General features: G+C 42.9%; 19 protein-coding genes. 7 read left to right on the top strand and 12 right to left on the bottom strand.

Annotated elements, in window-relative coordinates:
• Position 1 precedes the first annotated feature (1 nt).
• Together epmA and efp are read right to left on the bottom strand one after the other, a co-directional pair.
• Entirely contained in the window at positions 2 to 988 is a 987-nt protein-coding gene (gene epmA, locus ACFOHL_RS06115) for an elongation factor P--(R)-beta-lysine ligase (protein ID WP_376919325.1), read from the bottom strand.
• A complete protein-coding gene (efp, locus tag ACFOHL_RS06110) occupies positions 988 to 1557 on the bottom strand; it encodes an elongation factor P (protein WP_376919324.1) in 570 nt (189 codons plus the stop codon). The genes epmA and efp overlap by 1 nt, the downstream gene beginning before the upstream one ends.
• A 34-nt stretch (positions 1558 to 1591) precedes the next feature.
• Between efp and epmB the strand changes: the two genes are divergently transcribed.
• Complete coding sequence (gene epmB / locus ACFOHL_RS06105) at positions 1592 to 2611, top strand: EF-P beta-lysylation protein EpmB (RefSeq protein ID WP_376919323.1); 1020 nt, start codon at positions 1592 to 1594, stop codon at positions 2609 to 2611.
• A 68-nt stretch (positions 2612 to 2679) separates the two neighbouring features.
• On the opposite strand, the gene ACFOHL_RS06100 is transcribed toward epmB, so the two are convergent.
• Positions 2680 to 2853, bottom strand: coding sequence for a hypothetical protein (locus ACFOHL_RS06100; protein ID WP_376919322.1), 174 nt, complete (start codon positions 2851 to 2853; stop codon positions 2680 to 2682).
• 82 nt (positions 2854 to 2935) lie between these two features.
• On the opposite strand from ACFOHL_RS06100, the gene ACFOHL_RS06095 reads away from it, so the two are divergent.
• The gene (locus ACFOHL_RS06095; RefSeq protein ID WP_376919321.1) at positions 2936 to 3241 is read left to right on the top strand and encodes a hypothetical protein; all 306 of its coding nucleotides are present in this window, start codon (positions 2936 to 2938) and stop codon (positions 3239 to 3241) included.
• Here ACFOHL_RS06095 and ACFOHL_RS06090 read toward each other — a convergent pair.
• Both ACFOHL_RS06090 and ACFOHL_RS06085 read right to left on the bottom strand, forming a co-directional pair.
• On the bottom strand, positions 3238 to 4143 hold the full coding sequence (locus ACFOHL_RS06090) for a TraB/GumN family protein (protein ID WP_376919320.1): 906 nt from the start codon (positions 4141 to 4143) through the stop codon (positions 3238 to 3240). The genes ACFOHL_RS06095 and ACFOHL_RS06090 overlap by 4 nt on opposite strands.
• A 90-nt stretch (positions 4144 to 4233) precedes the next feature.
• Positions 4234 to 5517: a hypothetical protein gene (locus tag ACFOHL_RS06085; protein ID WP_376919319.1), complete on the bottom strand. Its 1284-nt coding sequence runs from the start codon at positions 5515 to 5517 to the stop codon at positions 4234 to 4236.
• A 394-nt stretch (positions 5518 to 5911) separates the two neighbouring features.
• On the opposite strand from ACFOHL_RS06085, the gene ACFOHL_RS06080 reads away from it, so the two are divergent.
• Both ACFOHL_RS06080 and ACFOHL_RS06075 read left to right on the top strand, forming a co-directional pair.
• On the top strand, positions 5912 to 6484 hold the full coding sequence (locus ACFOHL_RS06080) for a TetR/AcrR family transcriptional regulator (protein ID WP_376919318.1): 573 nt from the start codon (positions 5912 to 5914) through the stop codon (positions 6482 to 6484).
• Positions 6484 to 7395, top strand: a complete 912-nt coding sequence (locus ACFOHL_RS06075; RefSeq protein ID WP_376919317.1) for a DMT family transporter — start codon at positions 6484 to 6486, stop codon at positions 7393 to 7395. The genes ACFOHL_RS06080 and ACFOHL_RS06075 overlap by 1 nt, the downstream gene beginning before the upstream one ends.
• 17 nt (positions 7396 to 7412) lie before the next feature.
• Here ACFOHL_RS06075 and ACFOHL_RS06070 read toward each other — a convergent pair whose 3' ends face one another.
• Complete coding sequence (locus ACFOHL_RS06070; RefSeq protein ID WP_376919316.1) at positions 7413 to 8165, bottom strand: hypothetical protein; 753 nt, start codon at positions 8163 to 8165, stop codon at positions 7413 to 7415.
• A 135-nt stretch (positions 8166 to 8300) separates the two neighbouring features.
• Between ACFOHL_RS06070 and ACFOHL_RS06065 the strand changes: the two genes are divergently transcribed.
• From ACFOHL_RS06065 to ACFOHL_RS06055, 3 genes are all read left to right on the top strand, one after another.
• Positions 8301 to 9671, top strand: a complete 1371-nt coding sequence (locus tag ACFOHL_RS06065) for a hypothetical protein (RefSeq protein ID WP_376919315.1) — start codon at positions 8301 to 8303, stop codon at positions 9669 to 9671.
• A 422-nt stretch (positions 9672 to 10093) separates the two neighbouring features.
• Positions 10094 to 11116 (top strand): efflux RND transporter periplasmic adaptor subunit, encoded by a 1023-nt coding sequence (locus tag ACFOHL_RS06060; protein WP_376919314.1) that lies wholly within the window; start codon positions 10094 to 10096, stop codon positions 11114 to 11116.
• Complete coding sequence (locus tag ACFOHL_RS06055) at positions 11103 to 14147, top strand: efflux RND transporter permease subunit (RefSeq protein ID WP_376919313.1); 3045 nt, start codon at positions 11103 to 11105, stop codon at positions 14145 to 14147. The genes ACFOHL_RS06060 and ACFOHL_RS06055 overlap by 14 nt, the downstream gene beginning before the upstream one ends.
• Positions 14148 to 14356: 209 nt before the next feature.
• On the opposite strand, the gene ACFOHL_RS06050 is transcribed toward ACFOHL_RS06055, so the two are convergent.
• From ACFOHL_RS06050 to ACFOHL_RS06025, 6 genes are all read right to left on the bottom strand, one after another.
• Positions 14357 to 14653, bottom strand: a complete 297-nt coding sequence (locus ACFOHL_RS06050) for a hypothetical protein (protein WP_376919312.1) — start codon at positions 14651 to 14653, stop codon at positions 14357 to 14359.
• Positions 14654 to 15002: 349 nt separating this feature from the next.
• Entirely contained in the window at positions 15003 to 15212 is a 210-nt protein-coding gene (locus ACFOHL_RS06045) for a hypothetical protein (RefSeq protein ID WP_376919311.1), read from the bottom strand.
• A 56-nt stretch (positions 15213 to 15268) separates the two neighbouring features.
• Positions 15269 to 15535 carry a hypothetical protein gene (locus tag ACFOHL_RS06040; protein WP_376919310.1) on the bottom strand — a complete coding sequence of 89 codons (267 nt, stop codon included), beginning with the start codon at positions 15533 to 15535 and terminating at the stop codon, positions 15269 to 15271.
• 146 nt (positions 15536 to 15681) lie between these two features.
• Positions 15682 to 16290 (bottom strand): DNA-3-methyladenine glycosylase I, encoded by a 609-nt coding sequence (locus ACFOHL_RS06035; RefSeq protein WP_376919309.1) that lies wholly within the window; start codon positions 16288 to 16290, stop codon positions 15682 to 15684.
• A 93-nt stretch (positions 16291 to 16383) separates the two neighbouring features.
• Positions 16384 to 18276, bottom strand: coding sequence for a DNA topoisomerase IV subunit B (gene parE / locus ACFOHL_RS06030; RefSeq protein ID WP_376919308.1), 1893 nt, complete (start codon positions 18274 to 18276; stop codon positions 16384 to 16386).
• 120 nt (positions 18277 to 18396) lie between these two features.
• Complete coding sequence (locus ACFOHL_RS06025; RefSeq protein WP_376919307.1) at positions 18397 to 18966, bottom strand: YqiA/YcfP family alpha/beta fold hydrolase; 570 nt, start codon at positions 18964 to 18966, stop codon at positions 18397 to 18399.
• Positions 18967 to 18986 lie beyond the last annotated feature (20 nt).

Raw genomic sequence — 18986 nt, 5'->3', positions numbered from 1 at the left:
CTTACTCCACTCTAAAGGGCATTACTGACGCAATAGTTTGTGCATTTTCAGCCAGCATCAACAAACGGTCTATCCCAAGCGCAACTCCAGAACAGGACGGTAAACCGCTTTTCATTGCGGCAACAAAGGCTTTGTCGATGGCTTTAGTTTGTTTGCCTAAGTGCATACGTAAATTGTTGTCTGCGTTAAAGCGACGCAGTAAAAGGTCTGCATCGGTGGCTTCTTCGTAGCCGTTGGCTAATTCTACACCTTTGTAATAGAGTTCAAAACGCAGAGCTGTATTGTTGTCTGCAGATAGTGCCGCCAAGGTCGCCTGAGATGCAGGAAAGTGACTCACTATAACGGGGTGATCCGCACCGATTTTTGGCTCAATAAAGACACTAAACAACACCTGCAATATTGCATCGACAAAGCCTTTTTGGCTCTCTTCAGAAGCGTTGGCAGACAAATCATAATCTTTTTCACAAGTGAGCACATAGTCTTTTAAGCCTTTATCCATTGCCAATTTTGCGACCTCCTGCCAATTGACAATTATAGGATTGACAGACAAGTGCTTTTCAAACAACGCTTGATATGTATGCTGCTCACAAGACAAACCGATTAAATGATCGGTAAGCTCGGATAACTCATCCATAAGTTGCTGCATAGAAAACCCTACTCGATACCACTCAAGCATAGTAAATTCAGGGCTGTGTATTCGACTTGCCTTTTCATCCCGAAAACACTTACCAAGCTGATAAATATCACCGCTACCGGCCGCCAACAAGCGTTTCATATAGTATTCAGGCGAGGTCTGTAAGTACATCGGTTTGCCTGCAGCGGTGGTATGCATCGCTTCCATATGAACATCAGTGATCGTGCTCGGAGACAAAAATGGCGTATCGACTTCAAGTACACCGCGTGCTTCAAAAAATTGGCGTATAGATGAAAAAAACGCCGCGCGATTGCGCAGCGTTATCATTGACGCACTTGGTCGCCAATCAATCATTATTTTTGTGCACGCGACACATATTCACCACTGCGTGTATCGACTTTAATGACTTCCCCAGTTTGCACAAACAAAGGCACGCGCACAACGGCGCCTGTCGCAAGCGTTGCAGGCTTGCCACCTGTCCCTGCGGTATCACCTTTCAAGCCAGGGTCGGTTTCCGTAATTTCGATTTCCACAAAATTAGGTGGCGTCACGGCTATTGGGCTGCCATTCCACAAGGTAAGCGTGCACACATCGTTCTCTACCAACCATTTAACATTATCGCCTACTGCTTTTGCATCTGCTGCGATTTGCTCAAAAGTGTCATTGTTCATAAAGTGCCAAAATTCGCCATCACTGTACAAATAGGCTAAGTCTGTATCCATGACGTCTGCGCCTTCTACACTCTCGCCCGAGCGAAATGTTTTCTCCAGTACTTTTCCTGAAATCAGCTTACGAATTTTTACACGGTTAAACGCTTGCCCCTTGCCCGGTTTAACATATTCATTTTCTAAAATTGAGCAGGGTTCGCCGTCAAGCATGATCTTAAGACCACCTTTAAACTCGTTGGTACTGAAATTTGCCATGTATTCCTCTAATTAATCCAGATAAACTATATACATGCAGATAATACAAAAAAAATTGATTGAAGTAGAGAGCGACTGGCAAAAAGAATTGGCCGATGCCTTTACCACACCCGAATCATTATTAGATTACCTTGGTTTTTCATCTCAAGATTATCAAGCGCATTTTTCCGCAAGACAGCTGTTTCCCATGCGTGTGCCGCGTTTTTTTGCAGATTTAATGCAAAAAAGACAATGGAACGACCCTCTCCTGCAACAGGTTATACCAAGGCAAGAAGAGTTTTTAGACGTCGAGGGCTTTAGTGCCGATCCTTTGCTAGAGCAAAACAACAATACCGCTGCGATGCTACAAAAGTACAAAAACAGAGTATTGCTGATTGTCAAAACAGGCTGTGCGGTAAATTGTCGATACTGTTTCAGGCGCCATTTTCCCTATCAACAAAACAGTGTCAATAAGGCGCAATGGCTCGAGATATTTCGTCAAATTGCCGAAGACAAGGCCGTTGATGAAGTAATATTGTCGGGGGGTGATCCATTAATGGCAAAAGACAAGCAACTTGCTTGGATGATCCAAGCTATCCAAAGCATTCCCCATGTGAAGCGCTTGCGTATACATACACGGTTGCCAGTAGTCATGCCGTCTCGTGTCACCCCCGAATTAACGACTTGCCTAGCCAAGACAAGTTTACAGACTATTGTAGTGTTTCATATCAACCATGCAAATGAGGTAAGCACCGCTCTTTCACAGGCTTGTCAAAAACTAAAAGAAGCCGGTACTACCTTACTGAATCAAGGGGTATTCTTAAAGAATATTAACGACAACGCGACCAGCATTGCGGCCTTAAATGAGGCATTGTTTGAGACTGGTATTTTACCGTATTACATGTACTTACTTGATAAGGTGAAAGGCGCGTCGCATTTTGATATTGAAGACAACAAAGCCAAGGCAATTATGCGAGAAGTGCTGACTATGCAATCGGGGTATCTCGTACCTAAGTTAATGCGCGAAGTGGCGGGGAAAGCCAGTAAAACTCCCATGGATCTGCATTTGGAGTAAAGCGAAACTGACTATTATTCAGTTTCGCCCGAGGCTGTTCTGCTCTTAGCTTATTGATCACCAATCAACTAAGCATAAGTATTAACATTAAACCCTGCACTACCAGTAGGGGTTGGCGGTGCCGCAGATTCTAATAACTGCAACACAGCTTGCCCTTCCTGCTCTTGCTGGTTGTTTGCTGAATTAGCAGACTTGATTTCCAAGGCGTAAGCTAGATTAGCATTCGCTTGTATGTCCATCATTTTTCCTTAATTGCTTGTAGCAATAAGTAAAAGTCGGCAAAATTGCCAACCATTAAGTACTATCGACCAGAACAAAGACTTCATGAATAACTTACTAGAAGCGCTAAACACAAATTTAGAACAAGCTTACCGAAAAGCGGTAGATGCTGACAATTCCTTGAATGCCTTACAACAAGACGGCAAAGGAAAGTTTACGACAATATTTGGAGACGACACTCCCTTTACTACGCGTAGCAAACGCTTTATTAGCTACGTCCAAGAACTAGCAGAAGACATTCAAGCACTCAAAACTCTAGAAGACGAACAAGTCAAAGCGAGTTTACCCAGCGTTGTAAAAAAGCTCGAACTATTATTAACAACACTGGGAAAGTTTAAACAAGCCGTTTAGTTAGCAGGTGCTTGATTAATTTGTTGAACGATAAAGCCATCCTTTTTTAGTTTAGTTAACAAGCCATCCTCACCGGGTAAATGCAAAGCTCCGACTAATACGTATTCGGTATCTGCATCTTTTAACATCTCGAGTAGTTGCGGATACCATGCTTCATTGCGCGTTACGATTAAATCTTTGTATATTTGCGGATGGTCTCTCATCATTTCGACCATTCCTGCTTGTACCAAGGCTGACATATCGCCTTTGCGCCAAGCACTGTGTATCTTGCTAATCAGTTCATCGCTTTTATCCAGCTCCTTCAATGTGTATTCAATGAGTGCATTCGGATCTTCATCATCAAAACTGTCTAGGAAAGCAAGTTGAGTATCAACAGATTCCAACCAAGAAATAGCCGTCTTGGCTTTTTTTCCCATCGCATAAAAGTATTCATCGACACCTTCACTGGTAAACCCTTTTCTTCTGTACTCCATAATCGTTAGGGTAAGCATCGCACCAGTCGCACTCAAATCCTCAAATTGCCCTTTTGGTAATCCGAGTGTTTGTAAATACTCATGTAGGGCTTCAAGAGTATCTGGCAATAATTTGTCAGACAACTTTTCTCCCGCAGCTTGCATAATGATTGGCAACATTTTTTGTTGAAAAGTGGGGGTTTCAAACGCACCAATATCCGTTTCAAAAACTAGTTCATCGGCTGCATCGTATGCCATTTGATAAGCGGCGGGGAGCGGATAGTCTTCTTCGGTTAAGATATGGAAGGTACCACCAAGATAGATGCTGTTTTGCCCCTTAGTGACTTTAAACACTGAGCTTGCCGCGAGCGAGTGACTTACAAACGACAATAACAACAAAGCCATAACTCGATAAGTTATTCTAACACTGTTTTTTATTGTTAAATCCACAATTTACTTCCTGTTCTCGATGTGAGATCCCTTGTTAATGCAACGCCTTTGTTCCCGAGAGTCTAAATGACCTATACTCAAAAACAAAGCCTAAGGGTATACCGCTAGGTCTTTGAGCCTTTTTTCGATTTGAGCAACCACGCTTTGGTACTCGCTACTGTCCACTTCCTTATATTTTTTTGTAAACTCAGCTTTGGACATGCCCTCTTCCAAGCCTTCAATCGATGGGAAGTAAGCACTTTCATTGTCGGCGACAATCAGGACTTGCTGCACTCTCTCGGCAGTTTTTGGATTGACCGCAAGTGCCGCGAATTGCGCACCCGCCATGTCTGCGGCAAGATCAACAAAACTATAACCTGAACCACCCTCTCCCCTATCCATCAACTCTTTAAACTCACCGACTGCTACACTGACCCCTTGTTCGGATAACAATTTAATCGCAGCTGAAAAGATAAAATGTAGGCTTAGATCTTGCCGATTGGCTAAGGCTGGTTTTTTCGTCAATTGCGGTATTTTCGCTAAGGCAAAATCCATATTGCCCACAATGGTTGCAAAGCGACGATGCCCTGCATAGATCGCCACCGCGAGTAATACAGCCTCATTTTCAAGTGTGGCTGAGCCCCCCTCTGCTTGGCTCATTGTTTGTGCCTCTTGCATCAAGGGCACGAGTAATTCATTTAGTGATACAGATACCTGATCGGCGTTGACGGGCGGTAAATACATGCCATCGAGCAAACGTAGATAGTGTGCTACCCGAATCTTAAGTATTTTATCGTTATCATCAACACTGCCTGTCTCGATGTTTTTTATTTCTCGCAACAGTGCATCCAGAGGATTGAGTGATAGTGTGAGGTCTTTATTGTTGATCTGGATACTATCGATACTACTGATAGCGGTTGTTGCTAACTCCGTATTGGTATAGCTATTTACTATTGATTCGGCGATACCCAATGCCCAATTACCCGGTAAAGTTACCGACCCGATGCGCACGCTATCAATTTCCAAGCCTTTGCCTTCTTTCACCACAACGTGAACATTGGCAAACAGATCAAACCAATTTATCAATTGATAACTCATCGACACGACGATGTACTCATCATTAAAATTCAGATCAGCCGAAGCTTGATCTTTAGCACGTTGAACAAAACCAGCGAGACTATTTGCCTGTGTTTCGTTTACATGGAGTTGATGCGCTTGGTAACGTTTGCGAAACACATAACGTACATCTGCCAATAAGGTATTAACAGATTCTGCTTGGTCTATTTGCTTGCTACTTTGTGCTTGAACATCAGCTGATAAATCAATAAACAAGACTGAGGCCAATACTAAAATTAGCAATAAAACGATGGCAATGTATCTAAAAATTTTGTGCAAAACTGTTTACCATTTTTTAAGAAAACCTGAGCGCCACTGGGGACTGCTTATCATTCCTCATCACCTGTGCCATGCCCATTTTTTATCAGACAATCAAAAACTGACGAAGTTTGGCGCTGTCAAGTAATGAGACTTTTGAGCGGTTTAGCATAAAAAATCGCTATACCGAGAGATTTAGCACTAAGTTTAACGAATGTTAGTATTCGTTGATAACAAATATTTGGCCTTTTGTTTTTTTACATATCTCTGCTAAACGGAAAATCAGCTATTGCACGCGTAAGAAGCGACCGAGAGATAGAGGCAGCAATAGAACACTCCCACCCAAGTAAAATTTAGCTTGCACAATATTTCGATTCTTGTAAATTATACAGACCGGTCTATCTATAATAAAAATATGAACACTAAAGAAAAAATTTTAAACGCTGCAGCGACCTTGTTTTACAACGATGGCATTGCCGCTACCGGCATTGACCGCATCATTGCGGTAGCGGGAGTAGCTAAAATGAGTTTGTACAACAACTTCGGGTCAAAGAGCGAATTAGTCGCTGCATATATTGAGGCGCGTCATCAAGAGTGGCTGAGCCTGTATGAAAAACGCTTGGAACGTGCGAAGGATCCTCGCGCTAAGCTATTGGCCATATTTTTAGCATACCAAGATCATGCTGAATTTGACTACGACAATGGTTTTCGCGGCTGTGGTTTACTAAATGCTGCGGCTGAAATGCCTGCTGGCAGCCCCAGCCGGTTAGCAGTAAAACAGCACAAAGACCACATTCATAAATTGGTGAAAAAAAACGTATCGGCGCTTCTAATACTGCCCGAAGACCATGAGGAAGTATGTGGTATGAGCGATGAACTCGCATTTTTACTTGAAGGAGCAATTTCTCTTGCAGGGCTTGAGGCCAGTAGTGACAAAATGCGCAGGGCCTACTGTATCGCCGAACGTATTGTTGGTAAGAATAACTAATGGAGAAACACTATCAATTGGGCATATTCGCCATCGTTATTGCGTCATGTTTCTGGGGCACAACAGGCACAGCGGCGACCTTTGCGAATGGTGTTCATCCGATCACCATTGCTGCCATTACAATGGGCGTGGGTGGATGTTTGCTAGCTTTGTTATCAATTGGCGCGATCAAATTGGACCACCTGCTTTTACGATGCCATTGGCAGCTTATCATCATTGGTTCTCTATCCATTGTTGTATATCCATTAGCATTTTATAGTGCGATGCACTTATCGGGTGTCGCCATCGGCAACGTTGTATCAATTGGCTCAGCACCACTTTTTACCGCGCTGTTAGAGCGTATTTTTGATAAACAACAACTATCAAGACGCTGGAGAATAAGCGCCGGTTTGGGCTTGTCTGGTGTCGCCCTTTTGTCTTTCGCTAAAGCGGAAATTGTCGGTGAGCCAATGGCAGCTCAAAGCTATTGGGGCATAGGATTGGGTCTTTTGGCGGGTCTAAGTTATGCCACCTATTCTTGGGTAGGGCATCGGCTGATTCGATGTGGTATTAGTGCACGAGCCGCCATGGGAAGCCAATTTGGACTTGGCGGCGTTTTGCTTTTGCCAATATTAATCTTTACCTATTCTACTGTTATACATTCGACTCAATCACTTGCAGTAGGCTTATACATGGCGATAGTGCCGACCGTTCTGGCCTATAAATTATTTGGTTACGGATTAAGCAAGGTCAAGGCCAGCACCGCGACGCTTATCACCTTACTCGAACCCGTAATTGCAACCTTACTGGCGGTCACCATCGTCAATGAAATTATCGGACTACAGGGTTGGTCTGGCATGGGGATGATATTACTCAGTTTACTCGTTATAATTTGGCCTGCATCTACCGTTCGAAGTAAGCAAGAAATATGAATATTTGACGTTTATAGTCAATCGAAATTTTTGATTGTTGGCGACGATTTGACTGTTTGATTATTGTAACCGCAAATCACTAACGAGGTATGCGGATATTCTAAACCCACATAAAACCTTTCAGACAGCTCAGCATAGTGTGAGACGATATCTTCAATTTCGTTGTGCATTTGTTTTAGAAGCGCATTAGGTAAGCTTAGTGGTTTTACAACAATATAATCTTCAAATTTTGAAGCTTCTGCCAACCTTTTCGAGACGGTTTGCAATGCATTTTCGATTTCTTTCAACACAAATTGCGTACTTTCAACAAATCCAATCGGCGCCTCTACAAGGAAAGACACCTTGCCTTTTATTGAGAGTGAAATTAGTCCGATATCCTCTAGTTTCCTTAAATATCGATGGCTTGACGCCGGTGTCAGATGATAATTAGATTGAATGATTTCTGGCGATTTTTTGTTGAAGAAAAGCTCTGTAAAATAATGGTAAAGACTTTCGTTTTCACAAAAAGCCAAATCTTGCTCTTCAGTAAACGAAGTGTGTCTAACTTTTTTATCCTCAATCTCACTCAGTATTTCCGTTAGTGACAAACCCGCTGCATCACACAAACACAGTAATTTTTTAAACCCAAGGTCATCCGCATTAAGCTGACGCTTTACTGTTAGTATAGAAACGCCAAGTTTATCGGCAATTTGCTGATAGGTCATGCGCTTTTCTTTTAGCTGCTTTTTTATTTCAACAAGGCAGTTTTTTACTTGCAAGCTTGCTTCCATTTAATCAAATACCTATACCCAGTTTAATTTAAAAATATCATAATTTGATACCTTATCGAAAGTACTGTATTCAACAAGCTGTCTTGCTGTAGTTTATTTATTATACAAACAAAGACTACAACGAGTTGGCCTAGCATGATGAATAGCAAACTATTTTATAATCTAGCATTGTTTATTTTTCTAACATTGACATGTCATCAAGGGCAAAGTAAAGAGCAGGAACCATTCAAAAAATATCCACTCAATGACGACTTTTGGAAAATAGAGAATAACGATGGCTCACTTGATGGTTTAACAATTTTGAACCATCAGGGAAGGCAATCTTTGTTAGTAAAGAATGGTCAAAAAGCCATATTGAAAGATGTAAGGTTCAAGAACTTCGTTGTTGATTTTTATTGCAACGCTCAGGTTCCAGGATTGGCATTTAGGGTACAGGATCAAAAAAATTTCGAGTATTTGTACCTCAGAATGATGATGAGCGGGAATAAAGATGCCCTGCAATACCTGCCTATCCACAATGGCAACCTTCCTTGGCAGTTATATAATTATCCCGATTATGAAGGTAAAGCAACATTCCCCAGAAAAGCAGTCGCAACTTTACCTCTTACGTTGAAAGAAGAGCTAGTGAGCGGAAAGGTAAGTGATACTTTACTTCTCAGCCTAAAAGAAAACGGTGTTAATTTTTCAAAAGAAACCTTTATTGATATCCCCGAAGAAAGCCCTGCCTATATCTTCGATCCTCAAAGTTCTGAAGCTCTATTGTTTGAAACAAGCGAGAATGAAATCGTTTTTTTGGACTTCAAAGTTTGGGTACACCTGAAAGTTGAAGTGCTTGAGGACAAGATGTCTGTTTACATAGGCGACATGAAAGCGCCAACTTTTATTGTTGAAGATTTAAAGCGAGATATCAAAACCGGTGGAATTAGTCTTTTTAGCAATTTCGGAGACCTTTATTTTAGCGATTTCTCCATAAAAGAAATTGAAACTTCCAGCGCCCTGGCTTCGCAAATGCAAGAGCGCGAACTTTCGCCGAATTACATTACTCAATGGGCGATGTCTAAGATGTTTGTCAAAGACACTGCAAATTATGAGCAACAAGTACACGACATGTTAGTTGAACAGGATGAGTTCGAGAGTATATCCGCGGATGAGGATGGACTTATCAACGTGAGTCGATTTTACAATGATATGGAAAAATCGGTAATTTTCACCAGTACCTTAGTTTCAGAGTCTGAAAAAGAGGTTACACTGAATTTTGACTTCGCCGACCAATTAGTGATTCTGTTGAATTCTGAAGTATTGTTCGAAGGTGAAATGGACTTTCGGCCACCACCTGAAAAAGGCGCAGAAGGCAGAGTTTTCGTAGACGATGAAAAAGTTTCGCTCAATTTAAAAAGCGGCAAAAATCAATTAGTTTTTGTATTGTCAGGCGATTCTCGTCAAAAGTTTAATTGGGGATTTATTGCTAAGCTGGATCAGCTAAATGGCATCTCAGTGCAAAAATAATAGTCACTTTGATTAGAGGCTCTCGTTTACCGTTTGGGAAACCACAGCGGGAATAGCTAATACAGCAGGGAAAACACTGCCATATAATGTGGAAAAAGAGTTTCACGGATTTCTTCGCGCGGTATGCGTCGATTGCAAACACGGACAGTGTTAATTTTTCTTACACTCGCATGGCTTTCAATATCAAACTTTGCTTAAATACCCATCTCAAGGTTTAAATCAATACTGTCGCCGACAAAACTCGGTTATGCGCAAAGAGCATAGCACTAAGAGAACATAGTCAAGGTGCAGTGAACCTAATATCAAGGAACTGGAAGAAAAGAATAATGCCCAAGGACTCTCCCTTTCATTTAAATAAGCTTTGTTATCAGCCACCTATAGTACTTTGCATTTTCATATTCAAGCTGTTTCTACTGAGTATCATGGTGTCTACGGCCAATGCCAACACTGAAATAAAGACGAGTGTGAGAGTGGCTCAAGTGAAAACGTCTACGGTACAACCAAGCACTTGGCGATTTGGCAAGGTTTTGTCGCGCCGTAACAGTCAAGTAGCCACGCAACTAAGCGGAAAAGTCTTGTGGATGGCAGAACAGGGAGAAATACTGGAATCAGGTGACCTTTTGGCTAAACTCGACGATTCGCTACTTAAACTGTCTGAACAGGTAATTGAAGCAGAAATCAGTCAAGGTAAAAATCAACTGGCATTTTTTAACAGTGAGCTACGACGACTGAAAAAATTAGCTGAATCTCAATACTCCTCACAAACACAAATAGAGCAAACAAGCGTCGATGCCCAAAATCAACAAAACATCATACGGGTAAAACAAGCCGAACTTGCCATGCTTAAACAACAAATTGAATTTTCTAACATTCGGGCTCCCTTTAGTGGTGTAATAGCAAAGCGTTTTGTTGAAGTGGGTGAAGTCGTTAACGTGGGCGACCCGCTCAGCCAAGTAGTGGAACTAAATAGCAAAGACATTCAAGTGATGATTCCCTTTTCATCTTGGCAAAGTGTTCGGTCAGTAAATAAGTTAAGCGTAAAAACAGATACGAGTTTTAAGGAACTTGCAATCCGGCAAATTATCCCCCTTAGCCATGACCGCTCTCAGCTAATCGAAGTGTTATTGGATGCCAGCCATGTCGACTGGCCAGTGGGTATGAATGTGCTCGTGGAAGTGCCACTGCAAGGAGAAAAAGAAGTATTGCTCGTACCAAGAGATGCGTTAATTATTCGCCAAGACAATACCTTTGTTTACCGCGTTTCAGAAAACGATACTGCCCAGCAAGTCATTGTGGAAGTGGGTGAAACACACGGTGACATGATCATAGTTGATGGCGAACTATCAAATACAGATAGGGTGATTGTGCGCGGAGGAGAGCGCATCATTCCGAATAGCAAAGTGCGTATTTTAGGGCAATTAGGAAAAGCCAATGTCGCTGGTTAAAAAGGGCATCGACAATCCGGTCTCAGTCATTGTAGGCCTATTGCTCGTGACCTTGTTTGGTGCGCTGAGTTTGATTAGATTACCTATTCAAATGACACCCAATGTTGAACAGGCACAAATTATTATCTCAAATAATTGGCCTTCTGCCTCTCCCGAGGAGATCGAAGCAGAAATAACTGAACCGCAAGAAGATGCGCTTCGTGGCATTTCTGGCTTGCAAAAAATGGAATCCAGTTCAGGCAGAAACTTTGGCCAAGTTGTCTTGAGTTTCGACCAGAGTATCGATTTACAAGACGCCTTAGTCGAAACCATGAATCAACTCAATCGAGTACCGAGTTACCCCGCTGACGCACAAGAGCCTGTGTTATTTGTGGGACGCGACGAGTTTTCAGGGATCATTGCGTGGTTCAATGTGCAAACAATCAACGGCAATACTCGGCAGATATCAAGCTACGGTGAATTCATAGAAGATATCATCGAATCGAGACTGGAGCGCATCGACGGCATTTCGTCTGTTAACACATACGGTACCTTAGAAAAAGAATTACGGATAAGTTTCAATCCAGACAAACTAGCTGCTTACAAGTTAGGTATTAACCAACTGGCAAATGAATTGCGCTCCCTAAAAGATACTTCAGGTGGCTTTACAGAGATTGGTCGGCGCCAGTATACACTTCGCTTTCAAGGTAAAATCCCTGTTGAGAATTTAGGCTCTACCGCCATAGGGATGCACGAAGGACATCCTATTTTGTTGAGCGATGTCGCCTCTATCGATTATCAATACGAAGACGAGTTAGGAGTAATTTATCAGCTAGGTGAGCGAGGGGTTGCCATAAGCGTGATCCCAGAAGCAAACGAGAATATTTTGGAACTCATGCAAGATATTCAACAAGAAGTCACCGCCTTGAATCAAGGTGTTTTAAAGCAAAATGACCTGCTTATGACACAGGTATATAACGAAACAACCTACATTGATAGTGCGATTGACTTGTTGCGCAACAATATTGCGATGGGTGTGCTGCTTGCAATTGGCATACTCTGGTGGTTTTTACGACGTCTCCGTGCCACTCTGATCGTGGCGATAACCATACCTGTAGCGATGGCTTCAACCTTTGTGGTGTTGGATGCAATGGGTAAAACCCTTAATATCATATCCTTAGCAGGCATCGCTTTCGCAGTAGGTATGGTACTGGACTCGGCTATAGTTGTACTCGAAAACATTGTGAGACTGAGAAGCCAAGGGCTATGTGCAAAAGAAGCCGCCACAAAGGGGGTCACACAAGTGTCTGGTGCCCTACTCGCCTCAACAGCCACGACTATCGCCATCTTTATTCCTATTTTGTTTATCGAAGATATATCTGGCCAGTTATTTGGCGATTTGGCACTGGCTATTTCTGTAGCAGTGGTTAGTTCGTTTTTGGTTGCCATGCTCGTATTACCCAGTAGTTCAGTATGGCTCTTAAAAAACGAGGGTAGCGCCGATCCTCACTTACACCAATGGCAAGCAATCAGCAAAGTCATTATGGCTATTACGGCAAAACGGAGATACCGAATTGCTTGGGTACTTGGTTTGGCAACGGCATCTGTCGCGATAGTTTGGCTAATATTTCCCAAAGTAGACTATCTCCCCCAAGGCAATCGAAACGATATTTTTGCGTTTATCAGCCCACCTCCCAGTATCAGTGTTGAGATCGCGGATAAAGAAATTGCACAAGTCATAAACGAAAAGCTACGTCCCTACTATAACGGCGAAAAACAACCCAAGGTAGAAAGCTATTTCGTCGGTGTGTTTAGCGCCTTTGGCTTTGCTGGTATGAGCGCTGAAGACCCAAAAGAAGTCAAAGCGCTACTCGCCATTTTACGCGAAGAGCTAAAAGACGATTTTCCTGATAGCTTTACCTTTGCCAGTCAACAACCCTTATTCAATAGAATCAACACGGCTGGCGCCTTGAGTATAGATATTCAAGGCATTGATATTGCTGAGTTGCAAGTGGCGGCTCGGCTCGCGATGGCGGCAATACAAGATGCGCTGCCGAGCGCACAAGTGCAAGCCGTGCCAGAGTTAGAGTTTTCGGAATCAGAGTTAAGACTAATCCCCAAGTTAACACAACTACAGAGTTTTGGTATTTCTCGACAAGATGTGGCGGGTATTACCGCAGCGCTTGGAGATGGCCAATTTTTAGGTGAATATTTTGATGGTCAACGCCGCGCCAGAATCATGCTCAGGGCAGAAGACTGGCAATCCCCCGAACAACTATTAGCGACACCAATTTATGCAAATGACGACAGTGTTATTCCACTTGGTGAGCTGGTAGATTTTAAACGTACAGCGAGTCCCAGAAGCATACGTCGCGTGGATCGAATGCGCACCCTGAGTTTGAATATTTCGCCGCCAGAGGATTTATCTCTTGAAGAGACGCTATCTATCCTCAAAACAGAGGTCGAACCGATCATTTATCAAAAACTGTCAGACAACAGCATTGTCAATTACAGGGGAAGTGCTGAGGCATTAGAAAAAACCATAAAAGAAATGAGCGCCAGTTTTTTCTTAGCGCTAGTGATTCTATTTTTATTGATGGCCGCCATGTTTCGCTCGTTTTTAGACAGCGCACTTGTGGTCTTGACCATCCCGCTAGCAACTGTTGGTGGTATCAGTTTATTGCAAATTAGCAATCTTGTTGTAATGCAAGCGCTCGATCTCTTAACCATGATTGGTTTTGTCATTTTACTTGGCCTAGTTGTCAATAACGCGATACTTTTGGTGCTGCAAACTCGTGAGTCTGAGCGAAAAGGCTTATCGCGCACTCAAGCGGTAGAAACAGCCATTACCCTGCGCTTAAGACCTATACTCATGAGTACACTGACCAGTCTTTTTGGTATGTTGCCTTTGTGGCTATTGCCAGGCTCTGGAGCCGAAATATACCGTGGCACAGCCGCCGTGATAGTAGGTGGCATGACCGTCAGTACCCTATTTATGCTGGTATTTCTGCCGAGTTTATTAAGATTTGGAGAAGACAACTTGAAAAAGTAGTAGAGAGAGAAAGAGCCATTTTTACACAGTACCCATCGCTAAAATTGACTAGTACTTGCTTTTCTTCTATCTCGTACCACAAACCCCAAGTTCTCCATACCCTTCCGGCTTAGCATAAGGCATATTGAACGTTCCATGCTCATTCAGCGAATTAGTCAAACCTAGTATGCGATTACCTTTCATACCAGTACGCCGCTTATTGCTAAAAGTTACGGCGCCAACTCCCCTGATACAGGGGATCCCCTATAAATCATCAGCCCAACAATAGAACAGCACAAAAGGGCGAGTATATTTGGCTGGCTTACTTGGCGAGGTCTTGGGGTGGATGTAAGGCCAGAAATATTGGCATAATCAAACCCACTGCCCGATTCAACAACAAAATCAGGTAACCACCTACCTGCAGCGTCAAAAACGCTGGCTCTTGTAATCATTGTGTTTCCAAGATCATTTTTCATCTGAATATCGATTGAACCAACATCAATAGCTTGAATGTCAACTTCAAACAATTCGCTGTATGTCCAGTCTATAAATATGGCTTGACTGGCCCACAGCAAATCCCGAAAACAACTCTGGTATCAAGAGTGTCCATTTCATTGACATTGCTTCCAAAAAAACCATTTCCGTGACTGCTGACAGTGCCGCTCAAACTTGAGTTCTGGTTTGATTGACCGGAAGAGTTTGCGTAAGCTTAGCTATTGAGGATTGCTTCGTGATAGCGCCATACTGCCCAGATGGTCTTTGTATGGATAACTGAATATAATTACCGTAGACCAGAGGCAATTAAATTGTTGCTTTGCATGTCTTCAGATGGCTGCAGCCAGATGAAGCTTGGCCAAAGTGGCATGTATGAATATTTCACAGATGTTTTTCTTTATTTTTATGGTCTATGCCAAAAAAGTAGGAAAACCAAACTACTACACAGAGTAAAGAAGCCAAAAGATAGTCTTCGCTTTGCTTGCCAAATTCGAAGCTAGAACTTGCCATAAATGAGAATGTTCCAATAGCAATAAACGCCAGAATCAAAAGTCTAGCCACGCTTAGTTTTATTCGGATGTTTTTCAGCATTTTTAAAATTCCTTAGGTTGGGAACAGATGAATCGGACTGTTCCCTTAATACTTAACTATGAGTTAAAAAAATCGTAAATTGCACCACCTAACCACTTTCCAAAGCTCTCAGCTCCCAATGCATTTGCACCGTGATAAGCAGCTACCCCGACACCAACGGCCACGCTACCAACGGCAGCAGCAGTACCGACTGTTGCTGCACCAGCTCCAGCCGCAGCAGCTCCTATACCAGAACCTACACCGCCCATAGCCACTGCCTCACCGAAAGAAATATTCATTCCTCCGCTTATTTTCTCCAATTCGGTAACACTTAAATCTCTCATCTTTTTCTCCTTGTTTAAATATATATAAGAGAAATTAAGTATACTTGTGAAAACCTTTTGGAAAACTGAACCGTAGTATTGATTAAAGCCTTTCGTAGTGATTCAGATAGCAGGATATCTCTGTATAAGTCAGCAGTATTCAGTACCTAAGGTTGAACAAAGTTACGTCTCGCTTGCTCAACAAGTTTGCGAACATAACAGCCTTCACTGTGATCATTCACTAGTCCCATTGCTTGCATAAAGGCATATGCCGTTGTTGGCCCAACAAATTTCCAGCCGCGTTTTTTTAAATCTTTTGACAAAGCTATTGATAGGTCAGAAGTAGCGCGGGTCGTGGGTTCAGGTGTATCGTCACGGTAACGCCACAAATATGTCGCTAAACTGCCAAATTCATCAACCATAAGTATGGCTTGTTTCGCGTTATTAATTACCGCTTCTATTTTACCTCGATGGCGGACGATGCCTTCGTCTTGTAATAACTCGTTAATTTTTGATTCATTGTATTTGGCGACTTTATTAAAGTCGAAGTTGTCGAAAGCACGACGAAAACCTTCACGCTTAGTTAATATAGTGCGCCAACTTAGCCCCGACTGAAAGCTCTCTAGGCAAAGTTTTTCAAATAAGGTTCGATCATCGCTAACCGGAAAGCCCCATTCTTTGTCATGGTAGTCAATATAACCTTCGGTGGCACTGCACCAATTGCAACGCGCTTTGCCATCATTTCCAATAAAAAGGTTCTCGTTTATTTGATCCATGTTTTATTTATATCCACATAATCGGGTGCTTGTGTTTTCGCAGATACGGCGGAATTAAAGTAAGGCTAGGTAGTAATCTGACTTGCATCTAGACTACTCAACAACCGCCAAGTTGCCCTTGCTCTCTAACCAAGTTCTGCGATCACCCGAGCGTTTTTTTGCAAGCAACATATCCATTAGCTCTAGCATTTCTTCTGCATCACCTGAAGTTAACTGTACCAAGCGGCGCGTATTCGGATCCATCGTGGTTTCACGCAATTGCAATGGATTCATTTCGCCCAAACCTTTAAAGCGTTGAACATTCACTTTTCCGCGCTTTTTCTCTGCCTCTATGCGATCCAAAATACCTTGGCGCTCGGCATCATCCAAGGCATAAAACACTTCTTTGCCAACGTCAATTCTAAATAATGGAGGCATGGCAACATACACGTGACCTTGGTCTACTAAGGTTCTGAAGTGTTTGACAAATAAAGCGCATAGCAATGTGGCAATATGCAAACCATCGGAGTCAGCGTCGGCGAGAATACAAATCTTACCGTAGCGCAACCCGCTTAAATCGTCAGAGTCGGGATCAATGCCTAGTGCAACTGAAATATCATGTATTTCTTGTGACGCTAGCACCTGTGACGAATCCACTTCCCAGCTATTCAGTATTTTGCCGCGCAGGGGCATGATGGCTTGAAATTCCCTATCACGCGCCTGTTTTGCCGATCCCCCTGCTGAATCCCCTTCCACAAGAAAAAGCTCAGAACGGTCATTGTCTTGTGTTGAACAGTCAGTTAATTTGCCAGGAAGAGCCGGCCCTTGAGTGATCTTTTTGCGAGCAACTTTTTTACTTTGGCGCAAGCGCTTTTGCGCATTCGCAATGCACATTTCAGCCAAAATTTCTGCTACATCGGTGTGCTGATTTAACCAAAGACTAAACGCATCTTTTACTACGCCGGATACAAATGCAGCCGCCTGCCTAGAGGATAAGCGCTCTTTGGTTTGACCTGCAAATTGCGGGTCGTGCATTTTGGTCGATAGAATGTATGCGCAACGCTCCCAAATATCGTCAGCAGTAATTTTTACGCCTCTGGGTAATAAATTTCTGAACTCACAAAACTCGCGCATGGCATCCAGCAGGCCTTGGCGCAATCCGTTTACGTGAGTACCGCCTTGCGCTGTTGGGATCAAATTCACGTAGCTTTCGGTGACTAACTCACCGCCCTCAGGCAACCAAAGTACCGCCCAATCTGCTGCTTCGCCATTACCAGAAAATTGTCCTACAAAAGGCGTGTCGTCTGGAACCGTTATGTATTCTTTAACTGACTGATACAAATAATCCCGTAAGCCATCTTCGTAATACCACTCTTGGCTTTCTTTAGTAAGCTTGTTATCAAAGCGAATTTTAAGACCTGGGCACAATACGGCCTTTGCTCTGAGTAGATGCAGTAAGCGGTTAACTGAAAACTTGGCGGAATCAAAGTATTGTGGATCTGGCCAAAAATGCACACGCGTACCCGTGTTGCGTTTTCCGCAACTATCCACTACGCCGAGTTCTTGGGTTTTGTCGCCATTGCCAAACGCCATAGCATATACATCGCCACCGCGACGCACTGTCACCTCGACCTTAGTGGATAAGGCATTGACCACTGAAATACCCACCCCGTGTAAGCCACCTGAAAATTCGTAGTTTTTATTAGAAAACTTTCCACCGGCGTGTAACTTAGTCATAATAAGTTCAACGCCCGATATTTTTTCCTCCGGATGAATATCTACCGGCATGCCTCGACCATCATCGATGACCTCTAAAGACTGATCTTCATGCAGCGTGACTTTAATGTTCCTTGCGTGGCCTGCAAGCGCTTCATCAACACTGTTGTCAATCACCTCTTGTGCCAGATGATTAGGGCGGGTTGTGTCGGTGTACATACCGGGGCGGCGTTTGACTGGCTCTAAACCATTGAGGACTTCGATCGCTTCAGAATTATATTGGCTGCTCATAGAATATGTGTCTTTGCTTATTTATTATTGACTATGCTCGCTTAACGCTTATTGACAGAGTCTTTTCTTCTTGTCTTGTCGCATACTACCAAGGTCGTGCCTTGAAGGGAATAACTCTGATTAACGCAAAAAGTCCACTATCTCGTGTAAGTGGCGATCGTAATTAACAAAGCTATGGTCTCCACCTTGTTCAATAAGCATTTTGCTTCCACTATACCGTTGTTTAGCTAAACGATAATCCAAGGTTTCATCCCCAGTTTGTAGCATCACAAAGTAGTGCTCTTTGTTGTTTAAGCGATGCTGGTAAATACCTTTTAGAACCCGCAGTTGTTCAGAGTGAATATGAAATCGTTCACCTGTATACGGGTTGGTATGCGCCCCGAGATAGTTTTTTAACAAACTGTGAGGTTCTACCGCTGGATTCACGAGTACAGCTTTTCCCCCATAATTTTCGACAAAATATGTGGCTAAAAACCCACCCATCGAACTGCCAATAAATCTTAACTCTGTAACAGGAAGAGTATTTACCAACGCATCGATTTTAGCAATGGCCTTTGATATGTCACCGGGAAGCATGGGAACATGCACGTTGGTGCTGGGTAAAATTTGTTTAAAAAACGCGAGTGTTTGTTGAGCCTTAACAGATTGAGGAGAACTCAAAAAGCCATGAAGGTAAATAAGATGATGCATGTTTACATTCTTTTTTTATG

Source organism: Agaribacter flavus (assembly GCF_042646125.1).
Classification (GTDB): domain Bacteria; phylum Pseudomonadota; class Gammaproteobacteria; order Enterobacterales; family Alteromonadaceae; genus Glaciecola; species Glaciecola flavus.
This window is presented reverse-complemented; position numbering and strand designations above follow the sequence as displayed.

Bases quoted from the DNA above. Each gene is read 5' to 3' on its own strand.
- efp (WP_376919324.1), bottom strand. From the start codon at position 1,557: ATGGCAAATTTCAGTACCAACGAGTTTAAAGGTGGTCTTAAGATCATG.
- ACFOHL_RS06035 (WP_376919309.1), bottom strand. From the start codon at position 16,290: ATGGATCAAATAAACGAGAACCTTTTTATTGGAAATGATGGCAAAGCG.
- ACFOHL_RS06045 (WP_376919311.1), bottom strand. From the start codon at position 15,212: ATGCTGAAAAACATCCGAATAAAACTAAGCGTGGCTAGACTTTTGATT.
- ACFOHL_RS06100 (WP_376919322.1), bottom strand. From the start codon at position 2,853: ATGATGGACATACAAGCGAATGCTAATCTAGCTTACGCCTTGGAAATC.
- ACFOHL_RS06065 (WP_376919315.1), top strand. From the start codon at position 8,301: ATGATGAATAGCAAACTATTTTATAATCTAGCATTGTTTATTTTTCTA.
- ACFOHL_RS06055 (WP_376919313.1), top strand. From the start codon at position 11,103: ATGTCGCTGGTTAAAAAGGGCATCGACAATCCGGTCTCAGTCATTGTA.
- ACFOHL_RS06070 (WP_376919316.1), bottom strand. From the start codon at position 8,165: ATGGAAGCAAGCTTGCAAGTAAAAAACTGCCTTGTTGAAATAAAAAAG.
- ACFOHL_RS06060 (WP_376919314.1), top strand. From the start codon at position 10,094: ATGGTGTCTACGGCCAATGCCAACACTGAAATAAAGACGAGTGTGAGA.
- ACFOHL_RS06025 (WP_376919307.1), bottom strand. From the start codon at position 18,966: ATGCATCATCTTATTTACCTTCATGGCTTTTTGAGTTCTCCTCAATCT.
- ACFOHL_RS06080 (WP_376919318.1), top strand. From the start codon at position 5,912: ATGAACACTAAAGAAAAAATTTTAAACGCTGCAGCGACCTTGTTTTAC.
- ACFOHL_RS06095 (WP_376919321.1), top strand. From the start codon at position 2,936: ATGAATAACTTACTAGAAGCGCTAAACACAAATTTAGAACAAGCTTAC.
- epmA (WP_376919325.1), bottom strand. From the start codon at position 988: ATGATTGATTGGCGACCAAGTGCGTCAATGATAACGCTGCGCAATCGC.
- ACFOHL_RS06040 (WP_376919310.1), bottom strand. From the start codon at position 15,535: ATGAGAGATTTAAGTGTTACCGAATTGGAGAAAATAAGCGGAGGAATG.
- epmB (WP_376919323.1), top strand. From the start codon at position 1,592: ATGCAGATAATACAAAAAAAATTGATTGAAGTAGAGAGCGACTGGCAA.
- ACFOHL_RS06075 (WP_376919317.1), top strand. From the start codon at position 6,484: ATGGAGAAACACTATCAATTGGGCATATTCGCCATCGTTATTGCGTCA.
- parE (WP_376919308.1), bottom strand. From the start codon at position 18,276: ATGAGCAGCCAATATAATTCTGAAGCGATCGAAGTCCTCAATGGTTTA.